At 72.9% G+C, this 14,046-nt stretch carries 10 protein-coding genes; 5 read left to right on the top strand and 5 right to left on the bottom strand.

What is annotated here, in order from left to right; translation table 11 throughout:
- Positions 1-156: 156 nt before the first annotated feature.
- Both ACH35V_RS26425 and ACH35V_RS26420 read left to right on the top strand, forming a co-directional pair.
- Positions 157-1,362 (top strand): cystathionine gamma-synthase, encoded by a 1,206-nt coding sequence (locus ACH35V_RS26425; RefSeq protein WP_395975999.1) that lies wholly within the window; start codon positions 157-159, stop codon positions 1,360-1,362.
- A 231-nt stretch (positions 1,363-1,593) separates the two neighbouring features.
- A complete protein-coding gene (locus tag ACH35V_RS26420; protein WP_395975997.1) occupies positions 1,594-2,595 on the top strand; it encodes an alpha/beta hydrolase in 1,002 nt (333 codons plus the stop codon).
- A 24-nt stretch (positions 2,596-2,619) separates the two neighbouring features.
- Here ACH35V_RS26420 and ACH35V_RS26415 read toward each other — a convergent pair whose 3' ends face one another.
- The 3 genes from ACH35V_RS26415 to ACH35V_RS26405 are packed head-to-tail and all read right to left on the bottom strand — an operon-like array spanning position 2,620 to position 6,762.
- The gene (locus ACH35V_RS26415; protein ID WP_395975995.1) at positions 2,620-3,177 is read right to left on the bottom strand and encodes a hypothetical protein; all 558 of its coding nucleotides are present in this window, start codon (positions 3,175-3,177) and stop codon (positions 2,620-2,622) included.
- A gap of 27 nt (positions 3,178-3,204) precedes the next feature.
- Positions 3,205-5,286 carry a VWA domain-containing protein gene (locus ACH35V_RS26410; protein ID WP_395975993.1) on the bottom strand — a complete coding sequence of 694 codons (2,082 nt, stop codon included), beginning with the start codon at positions 5,284-5,286 and terminating at the stop codon, positions 3,205-3,207.
- A gap of 24 nt (positions 5,287-5,310) precedes the next feature.
- Complete coding sequence (locus ACH35V_RS26405) at positions 5,311-6,762, bottom strand: sigma 54-interacting transcriptional regulator (RefSeq protein ID WP_395975991.1); 1,452 nt, start codon at positions 6,760-6,762, stop codon at positions 5,311-5,313.
- A gap of 204 nt (positions 6,763-6,966) precedes the next feature.
- Between ACH35V_RS26405 and ACH35V_RS26400 the strand changes: the two genes are divergently transcribed.
- From ACH35V_RS26400 to ilvA, 3 genes are read left to right on the top strand one after another with little or no spacing between them, the layout of a single operon-like run.
- Positions 6,967-8,130, top strand: coding sequence for an FIST N-terminal domain-containing protein (locus ACH35V_RS26400; RefSeq protein WP_395975989.1), 1,164 nt, complete (start codon positions 6,967-6,969; stop codon positions 8,128-8,130).
- The gene (locus ACH35V_RS26395; protein ID WP_395975987.1) at positions 8,127-9,164 is read left to right on the top strand and encodes an ROK family protein; all 1,038 of its coding nucleotides are present in this window, start codon (positions 8,127-8,129) and stop codon (positions 9,162-9,164) included. Before ACH35V_RS26400 ends, ACH35V_RS26395 begins: the two co-directional genes overlap by 4 nt.
- Before the next feature lie 14 nt (positions 9,165-9,178).
- Positions 9,179-10,405 (top strand): threonine ammonia-lyase, encoded by a 1,227-nt coding sequence (gene ilvA / locus ACH35V_RS26390; protein WP_395975985.1) that lies wholly within the window; start codon positions 9,179-9,181, stop codon positions 10,403-10,405.
- A 90-nt stretch (positions 10,406-10,495) separates the two neighbouring features.
- Here ilvA and ACH35V_RS26385 read toward each other — a convergent pair whose 3' ends face one another.
- Together ACH35V_RS26385 and ACH35V_RS26380 are read right to left on the bottom strand one after the other, a co-directional pair.
- Positions 10,496-11,926, bottom strand: coding sequence for a M1 family metallopeptidase (locus tag ACH35V_RS26385; protein ID WP_395975983.1), 1,431 nt, complete (start codon positions 11,924-11,926; stop codon positions 10,496-10,498).
- Between the two features lie 435 nt (positions 11,927-12,361).
- Positions 12,362-14,029, bottom strand: coding sequence for a M1 family metallopeptidase (locus ACH35V_RS26380; protein WP_395976298.1), 1,668 nt, complete (start codon positions 14,027-14,029; stop codon positions 12,362-12,364).
- Between the last annotated feature and the right edge of the window lie 17 nt (positions 14,030-14,046).

The raw sequence follows: 14,046 nt of genomic DNA, 5'->3' as shown, positions 1-14,046 counted from the left end.
TTTCAGGGTGATGGGATTCAGGTTGAGTAGGTACCCGTAAAACGGTAGAGAACCGGACGGGGAATGTAGTCAACCCCCGAGCCGAAATACCGGCTGATACTTGCGGGGGAGCGCCTCATCCTCTAGGAGGGGAGGCGGATGGATAGCCTCGTACCCATGGACAACGAGGTTCACCAGGGTACCCGCGTTCCGGGAACCGGCGACGGTCGGCGGGGGAACGGCGGACGGCGGCGCGGCTTCGACACCGTGGCCATCCACGCCGGTCAGGAGCCCGACCCGACGACGGGCGCGGTCGTCCCGCCGATCTACCAGGTCTCGACCTACAAGCAGGACGGCATCGGCGGGCTGCGCGGCGGCTACGAGTACTCGCGGTCGGCGAACCCGACGCGTACCGCGCTGGAGGTATGCCTCGCCGAGGCCGAGGCCGGCGTGCGGGGGCTGGCGTTCGCGTCGGGACTCGCCGCCGAGGACGCGCTGCTGCGCGCGGTCTGCCGTCCCGGTGATCACGTGGCGATCCCCAACGACGCCTACGGCGGGACCTACCGGCTGTTCGCCAAGGTGGCCGAGCCGTGGGGCGTCGCGTTCGATCCGGTGGCGCTGGGGGACGTGGACGCCGTGCGGGCGGCGATGCGGCCGGAGACGAAGATCGTCTGGGTGGAGACGCCGACCAATCCGCTGCTCGGCATCGCCGACATCGCCGCGCTGGCGGAGGTCGCGCACGACGCGGGCGCGCTGCTGGTCGTCGACAACACGTTCGCCTCGCCGTACCTCCAGCGGCCGCTGGACCTCGGCGCGGACGTGGTCGTCCACTCGACCACCAAGTACATCGGCGGGCACTCCGACGTCGTCGGCGGCGCGCTGATCGCTTCGGACGCGGAGCTCGGGGAGCGGCTCGCGTTCCACCAGAACGCGATGGGCGCCGTCGCGGGCCCGTTCGACGCGTGGCTGACGCTGCGCGGGATCAAGACGCTGGGCGTGCGGATGGACCGGCACTGCGCGAACGCCGAGAGGGTCGTGGAGATGCTCGTCCGGCACCCGTCCGTCCGGGGGGTGCTCTACCCGGGGCTGCCCGATCACCCGGGGCACGACGTCGCGGCCAAGCAGATGAGGGCGTTCGGCGGCATGGTCTCGTTCCGGATGGAGTCGGAGGAGGCCGCCGTGCGCGTGTGCGAGCGGACGGGGCTGTTCACGCTCGGCGAGTCGCTCGGCGGCGTCGAGTCGCTGATCGAGCATCCGGGCCGGATGACGCACGCGTCGGCCGCCGGGTCGCCGCTGGAGGTGCCGGGCGATCTGGTGCGGCTCTCGGTCGGGATCGAGGACGCGGACGACCTGCTCGACGATCTCGAACGGGCGCTGGCCTGACCGTCCGCCGGGGGCACCTGACCGCCCGCCGGGGGCAAACGAGTTGATCTTCCCCCTGGCGCGTGATCAAACATCTATAATCAGCGCGCCAGGTTGGTGAAGAAAGGGCCCGGGGTGCGCAAATCACTGGTCTGTGGGGCGGCGTTCGCCGCAGCGTGTGTCTCGGCCGTCGCCGTTCCCGTGGGTGCCCACGCGACCGCGCCGACGCCGCCGGCGCCGTCCGTTCCGGCGGTGGCGCCGTCCGGGGAGCCGGTCACGCCGGGTACCGGGACGCCGTCGACGTCGTCCACGTCCGCGCCCCAGGGCGGCACGGCGGGCGGATCGTCAGGCGGGCCGCCCGGCGGGCAGGGCGCGCCGGACGGGGAGCCCGACGGCACCGTCACCGCGCAGGCGGTCATGGTCACGCCGGAGCTGCCGAAGTTCCGCACCTACGCCTACGGCAAGGCCCCCTTGCAGCGGTTGGACGCGTACTGGCGGGACGCCGGGCCGCGGGCCACGCCCCGTCCGGCTGTGCTGATCCTGCACGGCGGCTACTGGATGAGCGGTGACAAGGGCGGCGGCTGGAAGTACTTCGCGCGGCGGCTGACGGAGCAGGGCTTCGTCGTCCTGTCGGCGAACTACCGGCTCGCGCCGAAGGCGCAGTGGCCGGCGCAGCGGGACGACTCGCTGTCCGCGCTGGCGTTCGTCCAGAAGCACGCCCGGCTGTGGAACGCCGACCCGCGCCGCGTCGCCGTGCTCGGCTCGTCGGCCGGGGGGCACCTCGCGACGCAGCTCGGCGCGTTCGGGACGGGCAGCCGCCAGGTCCGCGGCGTGGTCGCGCTGTCGCCGCCGAACGACCCGTTCCTGGCGTTCCAGGACGGCGCCGACCCCGCCGCCACCCTCCAGCAGATCAAGCTGCGGCGCGCCGTGACCGCCCTCGTCGACTGCGTGCCCGGCACCGTCTCCGGCGTCACCGGCATCGCCGCGGACTGCCTGAAGCTGCTGGACGACGCCAGCACCGTCACGCACGCCTCCGCCGGGGACGCGCCGATGCTGCTGATCCACGGCAGCGGCGACTTCGTCCCGGTCACGCAGAGCACGGTGCTGGCGAGCGCGCTGCGGGCGGCGGGCGTCCAGGCGACCGTGAAGACCGTCCAGGGCGACCTGCACGCGTCGCAGATCCTGGAGGACGAGCGGACCTTCCCGATGATCGTGAGCTGGCTCAAGAGCCATCTGAAGCCGCTCGGCCAGTAGCCGTCCGGGACGGGTTCAGCCGGCTCAGCCGTTCCAGACCATCAGGACGAGGATCACCAGCCAGATCAGGGAGACGACGCCGGAGAGCGCGGCGATCCGGCCGCGCTCCACCTGCGCGACGTCGCCTTCCGCCGCGGGCTTGGGCTGCTCCTTCGAGTCCTCGGCCTTCGCTTCCTCGGCCTTGGCATCGGCTTCCTTGCCGTCCGCGTCCGCGGACTCCGCGGCCGCGGGACGGGACGGGGCCGTCCGGGGCTCGGCGGTCGCGGCCTCCAGGAGGCGCACCGCCTTCCGCTGGTCGCGGTCGACGATCAGCAGCAGCACCAGCGCGACGACGAACAGCGTCATCGACACCGACAGCCAGACCTCCGAGAGGTCGCCCTCGGCGAGCGCCAGCCCGAACAGGAAGATGCCCAGCGTGCCGATGCCGTAGATCTGCGTGGTCCGGTGCAGGTAGCGCACGACGGTCACGTTGCGCTTGCGGATGTAGCGGGGCGTGGACATGGTCGCGGCGGTCAGCGGCCCCAGCGTGAAGATCGCGAAACCGATGTGCAGGAACAGCAGCAGGCGGTCGGAAGTCGACATGACGCCGACACTAAGGCTTCACGGGGCCTAGCGGCGGCCGCGGCGCACCCGGAGGTAGTCGCTGACGACGTATTCGCCGAGCCGGTCGGCGTCGGGCGCGAACACGCGGCCGCCGTTGCGGCGCGCGACCTCCTCCACGAACGACACGAGGCGGCGGTCCTCGGCGAGCATGAAGAAGTTCATGCAGGCGCCGCGCCGGGTCATCTTGTCGACCTCGGCGAGCGTGAGGACGAGCGTGTCGGTGGACGGCGGGTAGTCGAACAGCGAGCGTCCGTCCGGGCGCAGGTGCGCGGTGGGCTCGCCGTCGGTGACGACGAGGACGATCGGCTCGAAGTCGGGATGGCGGTCCAGATGCCGTCCGGCGATCATCAGCGCGTGGTGCAGGTTGGTGCCCTGCACCATGTCCCAGTCGAGGCCCGCCATCTCCGTCGGGTGCAGCACCCGCGCGTAGTTGGAGAACCCGATGATCTGGATCGCGTCCTGCGGGAACTTGCTGGTCACGAGGGTGTGCAGCGCGAGGGTGGTCTGCTTGGCGACCGCCCAGGTGCCGCGCAGCACCATCGAGTACGACAGGTCGACGAGGAGGCAGACGGCCGCGCCGGTGCGCCGCTCCGTCTCCTGCACCTCGAAGTCGTCCACGCTCAGCTTCACCGCGCCGGGACGGACGAGGTGGGGACGGTTCGAGCCGTTGCCGTGGACCTTCGTCAGGTCGGGGACGCTCGGCTCGACCACCTTCGCGGTCGCGGGACGGGTCACCAGGCCGGTGTCGGCGTCCCCCGTGGGCGTGTCCATTGCGCTGCGGCGGATGGCGTTGCTGACCGTCCGGACCACGTCGAGGGGCTGCTCGTCGCCGAACCGCCATTCGCGGCTGGAGCCGGTCAGCTCGCCCGCCTGGCCCGCGTCCTGCTGGTCGTGGTCGCCCTGCCGGCCGGACGTCAGCTGCGAGAACACGCGGCGCAGCGCGGTCTCGCCGAGCCGCCGCACCGCCTTCGGCGTCAGCTCCAGCTTGCCGCGCTTGCGCTGCAGGTAGCCCTGCCGCTCCAGCTCGGCCTCGATGCGGCGCAGCTCGGCGAGGTCGTCCACGGCCTGGCGGCCGAGGGCGCGGCGGACGGCGTCCTCGTCGATGTCGTCCAGGCGCGCGCCCGGGTACTCCTGCCCGAGCGCCGCCTCCAGCTCGCTGAGGTCGGCGAGCTCGGCCAGCGCGGTCGTGGCGTCGCCCATGCCGAGCGGGTCGTCGCCGGTCATCTGCTCGGGCTGGCCCCAGCCGAGGTCGGGACGGCGGGCCCGCAGCGCGTCCCCGAGGCGGGTCATCTCCATCGCGAGGCCCGCGTCCTGCATGGCCTGCTCCATCAGCCCGCCGAGCTCCGCGCGCTGCTCGGGGCTGAGCGAGGCGAGCAGCCGGTCCATGGCGGCGGCGCGGCGGGCGAGGGAGTCGACGAGCTCTTCGAGGTTCTGCGGGCCGTCGGGGAACATGTCCCCGTACTCGTCCATGAACCGGTCGAAGTCGTCCTGGGTGTGCTCGCCGCGGGCGTCGCGCTCCAGCATCGCGTTCAGCGCGGCCATCATGTCCTTGACGCGTTCCAGGGCGGCCGGGTCGGGGTTGGCGAGGGCCTGTTTCATGCCCTGGAACTGGGCGTCGAGGACCTCGCGGCGGAGCAGGTCCTTCAGCTGCTCGAACGTCTGCCGGGCGGCGTCGGAGCGCCAGTCGTAGTCCGACAGCCGCCGGATCGCCTGGGACGTGTCGGACGGCAGCGTGTCCAGCTCCGCCTCGCGCAGCCGCGCGTCGTCGCTCGGGTCGGGGAACAACTCGGCGCGTTCCTGCCCGATCGCGGTGTCGAGGAGCGCGCGGGCCTGCTCCAGCGTCCCGTCGAGCCTGCCCCGGTCGCGCAGCGCGCGCCGCCGCTCCCGCACCTGGCGGAGCATGTCGTCCAGCCCCCGGCGGCCCTGCGCGCCCGGCAGTCCGCGCCGCAGCAGGTCCCGCAGCGCGTCGTCGGGGCGGGTGCCGTCGAGCACCGAGTCGCCCATCGCGTCGAGGGCGTCGCGGACGTCGTAGGGCGGGGCGAGGGGGTCGGGCCCGTCCTCGTACGCCCCGTAGCGGTAGCGGCTCATCGAATCCCCTTGCGCGTGGAGACCTCAGGTGCGGTAGGTGGCGGTCCCGTCCGCTCGGCCGCCGGCGACGTCCTTCGACAGGCGCCGGGTGAGGAACAGCCCCTCCAGCGCGAACTCGAGCGCGGCCGCGGCCTGGCCGGGGGACTCCCCGCTCATGCCGAGCCGTTCCATCATCTTGGCGAGGCCGGGGACCTGCCCGATGCGGCGCAGCAGCTCCGTCGCCGCGATCAGCTCGCCCGACTCGACGGACTCGCCGGCGTCGAACTTGTCGAGCAGCCCGTTCAGGTCGGCGGGGCCGAGCGTCCGGCGGTAGGTCTCGGCGACGGCCCGGCGCAGCAGGTGCTCCAGCACCTCCTGCTCGCGGCCCTCCTCGCTGACCTCGAACTCGACCTTGCCCATCAGCGACGGGACGATCGCGGTCAGGTCGCAGACCCGCGCGACGGCGTGGTCCTCGCCGGTGAGGGCCGCGCGGCGGACGGCGCCCGCCGCGACGGTCTCCGCGCCGGCGAGCGCGAACCTGGCCGACACGCCGGAGCGGGCGTCCACCGACGTCGACTCGCGGACGAGGCGGGTGAACCGGCCGATGATCTCGACGAGATGGTCGGGCACCTCCGCGGGCAGCCCGGCCAGGTCGGCGAACTCGGACTCCTGGCGGATCAGCGCCAGCTCGGCGTCCAGTTCGAGGGGGTAGTGGGTGCGGATCTCGGCGCCGAAGCGGTCCTTCAGCGGAGTGATGATGCGGCCGCGGTTGGTGTAGTCCTCCGGGTTGGCGGACGCGACGAGCAGCACGTCCAGCGGCAGCCGCAGCGCGTAGCCGCGGACCTGCACGTCGCGCTCCTCCAGGACGTTCAGCAGCGACACCTGGATCCGCTCGGCCAGGTCGGGCAGCTCGTTGATGGAGAAGACGCCGCGGTTGGTGCGCGGCACGAGCCCGAAGTGGACGGTCTCCGGGTCGCCGAGCGTCCGGCCCTCCGCGACCTTGATCGGGTCGACGTCGCCGATGAGGTCGCCGACGCTGGTGTCGGGCGTGGCGAGCTTCTCGCCGTAGCGGTCGTCGCGGTGCTTCCACTCGACGGGCAGGCCGTCGCCGAGTTCGGCGGCGAGGCGGCGGCAGCGCACGCACACCGGTTCGTAGGGGTGGTCGTTGATCTCGCAGCCGGCCACGACCGGGGTCCACTCGTCCAGCAGCCCGGCGAGGGTACGGATCAGCCGCGTCTTGCCCTGCCCGCGCTCGCCCAGCAGCACCAGGTCGTGCCCGGCGAGCAGGGCCCGCTCCAGGTGCGGGAGGACGGTGTCGTCGAACCCCAGGATGCCGGGGAACCGCGGCTCGCCGGATCTCATCCGGGCGAGCAGGTTCCGGCGGATCTCGGCCTTCACGGTCAGCTGGACGTGGCCGCTGCCGCGCAGCTCGCCCAGAGTCGATTCGCGGCGCGGCGCCTCTCGGGGCGTCGAACCGCGCGGTGTGGAAGATGGCACGCGATCGACACTACGTCGCGGGTGCGCGGACTCGCACCCCGTGCCTGATGATTCGTCCGGTATGTCGGTGGCGCCCCTGTCCTTGCGCGTGCTTGTTCGGGTTTGGGTGGATACCCGGCTGGAGGGAAAGACTCGGGGGAAGGCTGTTGTGAGGAAAACTGGACCCTGTGACAACCGGCGAACGCAGTGAGGGAGGCGGCGCCGATGGCGCGATTCGGTGATGGCCTGGCCCTCGGACCCGACCTGTCCAAGGCGGCGGTGTCCGCGGTGGAGCAGGCGCTGGCGCCGCTGAGCGCGGCGCCCGACCTGGTGTGCGTCTTCATGTCCGGGGACGATCCAGGCGCGATCGAGGAGGCGGCGCTCGCGGCGGCGCAGGCGGCCGGGCCCGCGGTCGTGCTGGGCTGCAGCGCGTCCGGGGTGATCGGCGCCGGGCGCGGCGTGGAGGACACCGGCGCGGTCAGCGCCTGGGCGGGGGTGCTGCCCGGCGCGCGGCTCGACCCGTTCCGGCTGGAGACGCTGAAGGCCGACGACCGGCTCGTCGTGGTCGGCATGCCCGAAGGGCAGCCCGACGACGTCGTCGGGATGCTGCTGACCGACCCGTACAGCTTCCCGGTGGACGCGTTCGTCGAGCGCTCCGAGGACGCGCTGCCCGGCCTGCCGCTGGTCGGCGGGCTCGCCGAGGGCGCCGTCCGCGGCGACGCGCGGCTGTTCGTCGGCGGTGAGGTGTACGCGGACGGCGCGGTCGGCGTCGTCATCGGCGGGCCCGTCGCCGCCGCCACCGTCGTCAGCCAGGGCGCCCGCCCGATCGGCCCCGACATGGTGGTGACGCGGGCGGAGGAGAACGTCCTGTACGAGCTGGCCGGCGTGCCCGCGCTGGAGAAGCTGGAGCAGATCGTCCTGGAGCTGCCAGAGGACGAGCAGGAGCTCGCCGGGCGCGGGCTGCTGATCGGCGTCGCGATGGACGAGTACGCCGACCAGCACGAGCACGGCGACTTCCTCGTCCGCGGCGTCGTGGGCGCCGACACCGACAGCGGCGCGATCGCGATCGGCGACGTGGTGGACATCGGGCGCACCGTCCGGTTCCAGGTCCGCGACGCCGGGGCCGCCGAGGAGGACCTGTCGGCGCTGCTCGACCGGTTCGACATGGCCCCGGTGGAGGGCGCGCTGCTGTTCGCGTGCAACGGGCGCGGCCAGGCCATGTTCGCCGACTCCGACCATGACGTCCGCGTCCTCGACCACGCGTTCGGGCCCGCCGGGCTGGGCGGCTTCTTCGCCGCCGGGGAGATCGGCCCGGTCGCCGGACGCAACCACGTGCACGGGTTCACCGCGTCCATCCTGGCGTTCGGGCGTGCGGGAGAGCCTGCGTGAGCGACACTCCGCCGTCCGGCCCTTCCGTCTTGGCCGTGGACCCTGTTCTTGCGGTGGACATAGGCGGGACGAAGCTGGCCGCCGCGCTCGTCGAGCCGGGCGGGCGCGTCGCCGTCTACGACCGCGTCGCCACCCCGAACCCGCCCGTGCCCGATCCGCACGCGCCGGACGGCGGGGGCCTGGACGCCGAAGGGCTGTGGCGGACGCTGGACGCGCTGCTCGGCAAGATCGTCACCGACGCCGGGAACCCGCAGCTCGCGGGCGTCGGCGTGGGCTGCGGCGGGCCGATGACCTGGCCCGCCGCCGAGGTGTCCCCGCTCAACATCCCGGCCTGGCGGGGCTTCCCGCTGCGCGCGAGGCTCCGCGCCCGGTATCCGGGGCTGCCCGTCCGCATCCACAACGACGCCATCTGCGTCGCGGTCGGCGAGCACTGGCGCGGCGCGGGACGCGGGCACGACAACGTCCTCGGCATGGTCGTGTCCACCGGCGTCGGCGGCGGGCTCATCCTCGGCGGACGCCTCATCAACGGCGCCAGCGGCAACGCCGGGCACATCGGGCACGTCGTCGTCGACCCCGGCGGACCGCCCTGCGCGTGCGGCGGCCGAGGCTGCCTGGAGGCCGTCGCGCGCGGACCCGGGCTGGTCGCGTGGGCGCGCGAGCAGGGCTGGCGGCAGGGGAACCCCGGCCGGCTGGACAGCACCACGGCCGGCGCCGAGCTGGCCGCCGACGCGCGCCGCGGGCATCCGGTCGCGTCCGCGGCGATGCGGCGGGCCGGACGCGCCATCGGCATCGCGATCGCGTCCGCGACGCACCTCTGCGACCTGGACGTCGCGGCGATCGGCGGCGGCCTGTCCCAGGCGGGGTCGCTGCTGTTCGACCCGCTGGAGGAGGCGTTCCGCACGCACGCCAGGATGGAGTTCGCGCGCCGCGTCCGGATCGTGCCCGCGGCGCTCGGCCAGACCGCCGGTCTCGTCGGCGCCGCCGCGCTGGTCTTCGCCCAAGATCGTTATTGGACCGGTCGCGGCGCGGGATGAGCGATGATCGGGGGATGAGCACAGTCACTGTGGACGATGTGCGCGCCGCCCGGGAACTGCTCCGCGGGGTGGCCGTCCCCACCCCGATGATCCCGTCCCGGGCGCTGTCCGAGCTGCTCGGCGGGCCCGTCCTGCTGAAGTGCGAGAACCTGCAGCGCACCGGGTCGTTCAAGATCCGCGGGGCGTATGTGCGGATCGCCGGGCTGAGCGAGCGGGAGCGCGCCCGCGGCGTCGTCGCGGCCAGCGCCGGGAACCACGCGCAGGGCGTCGCGCTCGCCGCGTCCATGCTCGGCTGCAGGGCCACCGTCTTCATGCCGGTCGGCGCGCCGCTCCCCAAGATCGCCGCGACCCGCGGCTACGGCGCCGAGATCGTGTTCCCGGGCCCGACCGTGGACGACTGCCTCGTCGCCGCGCAGAAGCACGCGGACGAGTGCGGCGCCGTCTTCATCCACCCGTTCGACCATCCGGACGTCGTCACCGGGCAGGCCACCATCGGCCTGGAGGTGATGGACCAGTGCCCGGACGCCCGGACGATCGTGACGCCGGTCGGCGGCGGCGGGATGCTCGCCGGCGTCGCGGCGGCGGCCAGGGGCCTGGCCGAGGAGTCCGGCGGCGACCAGAAGCTCAAGATCATCGGGGCGCAGGCGAAGCGGGCGGCCGCGTTCCCGCCGTCGCTCGCCGCCGGGCGGCCGACGCAGATCGAGATCGAGCCGACGATGGCGGACGGCATCGCCGTCGGGCGCCCCGGCGACCTGACCTACGCCATGTTCACCGACCTGGTCGACGCGGTCGTCACCGTCACCGAGGAGTCCATCTCGCAGGCGCTGCTGCTGTGCCTCGAACGCGCCAAACAGGTCGTCGAGCCCGCGGGCGCGGCCGGTGTCGCGGCGCTGCTGGAGCACTCGTACGCGGTCGAGCCGCCCGTGGTGGTGGTGCTGTCGGGCGGCAACATCGACCCGCTGCTGCTGTCGAAGGTGCTGCGGCACGGCCTCGCCGGCGCGGGCCGCTACCTGGTCGTCCGCTGCCGGCTGAAGGACCGTCCGGGCGCGCTGGTGACGCTGCTGAGCGAGCTGGCCGAGCTGGGCGTGAACGTCCTGGACGTGATGCACGAGCGGGTCGCCGCCCGGCTGCACGTCGAGGAGGCCGAGGTCCTCATGCATCTGGAGACGCGCGGCGCCGACCATTCCGAGGACGTCATCGCGCGCCTCCGCGAGAGGGGCTACACCCTCACGCTGAGCTGACCGATCATGGGTCTGGCTCAGCGCGAGGGTGCGTCAGTCGACTGCCGCAGCGCCGGTTACAGCGTGGTGCCGGTTACAGCGCCGCGCCGGTTACAGCGACGGCTTGCCTTCGGAGTAGAGCCACGTCTTGGCCCAGGCGTCCAGGTTCTTGTACGACAGCTGCGCCGCGAAGCGGACGAAGTCCTCCGTCGAGGCGTTGCCGTGCAGGTGCGCGGCCGGCCACGCCTTGAGCAGCTCGGTGAACGACTCGTCGCCGATCGTCTTGCGCAGCACGTGGAGGGCCATCGCGCCGCGGTCGTAGACGAGCCCGTCGAAGATGTGGTCGCGGCCCGGGTCGGCGACCCTGCCCTTCCACAGGCCGTCGCTCGCCGGGGTCGCGTAGACGCCGTCGAAGCTCTCCTGGACGGGCGTGCCCTCGAACTTCTCCGAGTACAGCCATTCGGAGTACGTCGCGAAGCCCTCGTTCATCCAGATGTCCGCCCACTTCGCGGGCGACACCGCGTCCCCGAACCACTGGTGGCCGAGCTCATGGGCGAGCAGCGTGCCGCGCGGGATGGTGCCCGGCCTGCGGCCCAGGTCGTACACGGGACGGCCCTGCGTCTCCAGCGCGTAGCCGACACCGGCCTTCACCGCGATCCCGCCCGTCGAGGTGAACGGGTAGCTGCCGTACATGCCCGCCTGGAAGTCCGTGACCTCGGCGGTCTGGTCGTGGAACTTCTGCGCGTCGTCCGGCTTGATGGCCAGGGCCTGGTCGGTGGCCGTCAGGTTCGGGACGCCCGCCGCCGACTGCCCGGTGAGGACGTCGTACTTGCCGATCGCGAGCATCGACAGCTCGCTGGCCATCGGGCGCGGCATGTCCCAGCGCGTGGTCGTCCAGCCGTCCTCCGTCGTCTTCTCGCGCAGGTCGCCGTTGGCGAGCGCGGTGAGGTTCTCGGGCGTGGACAGGACGTAGGTGTACGTCGCCTTGTCGGTCGGGTGGTCGTTCACGGGGAAGACCGTCGCGGCGCCGAACGGCTGGTTGAGCATCACCGCGCCGTCGGGCGTCGGGATCCAGCCGGACGTGCCGAGCGTCGCGTCGTTGATCGTCTGCGGGACGCCGGAGTAGGCGACCGTCACCGTGAAGTTCCGGTCCTTCTGCAGCCCCTTCCGCGGGGTGATCACGAGTTCCTGCGCGCCCGTCCGCGTGTAGGACGCGTCGTTCCCGTTGACCTGCACCGACGAGATCGTGAGCGGGCCGAGGAAGTCCAGGTCGAACCGGGACAGGTCCTGCGTCGTCCGGGCCTTGATCCGGGTGACGGCCTTGATCCCCTTCGTGCCCGGGTCGTACCGCAGGTCGATCTTGTAGTGGGCGACGTCGTAGCCGCCGTTGCCCATGTCGGGGAAGTAGGGGTCGCCCGCGCCCGGCGCGCCGGGCGTGAACTGCGGCTTGTCCTGGTCCGCGACGGCCGGCGCCGCCGACACCGCGAGGGCCGCGCTGACGCCCAGCGTCACGGCGGCCAGCGCTCTGGGGGTTCTGCTCATCGACCTCGTCCTCGGTCATCCTCGCCCGGCGGCCCCCTGTCAGGCGCCAGGACCGTGATCAAGACTTTCCTGTGAACGACGCCCCGTGCAAGCGCGATTTGGTCTCAAATCCATGGGTACGGGGCGGAATCTGTGGCCGGAACCGGCAACCGATCACCACTTGTGCGGTGCGGTTCGCGTGCCGGCTCCCGGGCCGGATCCCGTGTGGCGGCCCTGCGGCGGGCGACGTGGGCTGTGGACAAGGTGCGGCCGCCCGCCGCTCCGCCGGGGCGCCCGGGGCCACGGCCGGTCGCCGCGGATGGTCCGGTCACCAGCCCGATGGTGACGCCGGACGCCGGACGGGCGCGCGGCGACGGGCCGGGCTTTCCCGACCCGTTGCCGCGCATTCACCGCCGCATGTGCGAGGACGACGACGCCTAAGTGGAGGGGCGGCGCCTACTTGGAGGGGCGGCCTTCCTCGTACAGCCAGTCGTTGAAGAACGAGTCGAGCTTCTTCCCCGAGACCCGGTTCGCCGTGGCGATGAACTGCGGCGTCGTCCCGCTGGAGTGGCGGCGCTCCTTCGTCCACGCCTGGAGGATCTTGTAGAACGCGGCCTCGCCGACCCTGTCGCGGAGCGCCACCAGCGTCATCCCGCCCCGGTCGTACACCGAGCGGCCGAACATCTGCTTGCGGCCGGGGTCGCCGGGCGGGACGTCCCACAGCTCCCGCGCCATCGGGCTCCGGTAGCGCTCGTCGAACTGCTCCTGGACGGTCTTCCCGCCCGACCTCTCCTCCCACAGCCATTCGGCATAGGTGGCGAAGCCCTCGTTCAGCCAGATGTCCTGCCATTTGGTGACGCTGACGCTGTCGCCGAACCACTGGTGCGCCAGCTCGTGCGCGACGATCGTCGGCTGCAGGCCGAACGACCCGTACACCGGGCGGGTCTGCGTCTCCAGCGCGAAACCGACGTCCGCGTTGTCGATCAGCCCGCCGGTCGAGGAGAACGGGTACGGGCCGAACAGCTTCGTCCACTCGTCGGTGATCTGGGTGTTCAGCCGGTGGAAGCCGTCCAGGTTCGCGCCGGTGCTCGGGTCCACCGCGGTGATCACCGAGACGCCGTCGGCCGTCTTGCCCGTCCGGACGCCGAACCGCCCCACGTCGATCGTCGCCAGGTACGTCGCCATCGGCGCCTTGACGTGCCACTTCGACGTCGTCGCGGCGCCCGTCGCGCCGTGCTGGCGCGGCGCCGCGTGCCGCACGATCGGGCTGATGTCCGGGCCGGGCGAGGACGGGGGTTCTTCGGTGGGCGGGCCGCTCGGCAGGCCGGGCGGCCCGCCGGGCAGGCTCGGCGGCCCGCCGGGCACGGGGTCGCCGCCGGAGCCGGTCGGCGGCGTCTCAGGCTCGCCGTTGGCGATCGCGGTGAGGCCCGGCGGCACCGTCAGCTCGAAGTCGAACGTGGCCTTGTCGCTCGGATGGTCGTTGCTCGGGAACCAGGTGTGCGCGCCGCTCGGCTGGCACGCCACGAACACGCCGTCCGGCGTGCGGATCCAGCCGTAGGTGCCGAGCACCGGGTCCGACACCGGCTCCGGCGTCCCCGAGTACGCGACGACCGCGGTGAACTTCGCGCCCTTCTCCAGCGGCTTCGCCGGCGTGACCTCCAGCTCGCTGCCGCCGCGCTGCTGCCGCGCCGGGGCGCCGTCCACCGTGATCGACGACACCTCCAGGCCGGTCAGGTCGAGGTTGAACCGGGCGAGCCGCTCGGTCGCGACCGCGGTGATCGTCGCCGTGCCGTCCAGCTGCGCCGGGCCGTTCGGCGTGATCTTCAGCTTCAGCGCGTAGTGCTGGACGTCGTAGCCGCCGTTGCCGTCGCCCGGCACGTACCGGTCGCCCGCCGTCGTCGGCCCCACCGGACCGGTCGCGGCCGGCCCAGGCGGCGGACCGGAACCCTCCCTCTCGCCGTCGTCGAAGGGGGAGAGCTGGCAGGACGCGGTCAGCGACCCCGCGACGGCGAGAGCGGCCAGCCCCGCGCCGCCGCGGAACAGCCGCCCGTCACGGGACCGTCGCGCGTTCCGGGACGCGGCTCGCGCGCCGCCGCGGCGAGGGCTGGGGGAGTTTCCGGCCATATGCACGTTGCCCAGCC

It is taken from the genome of Actinomadura sp. 1N219 (genome assembly GCF_044326405.1).
In the GTDB taxonomy this organism is placed as follows: domain Bacteria; phylum Actinomycetota; class Actinomycetes; order Streptosporangiales; family Streptosporangiaceae; genus Spirillospora.
The sequence above is the reverse complement of the archived record's forward strand: the minus strand, read 5'-3'. Positions and strand labels throughout refer to the sequence as shown.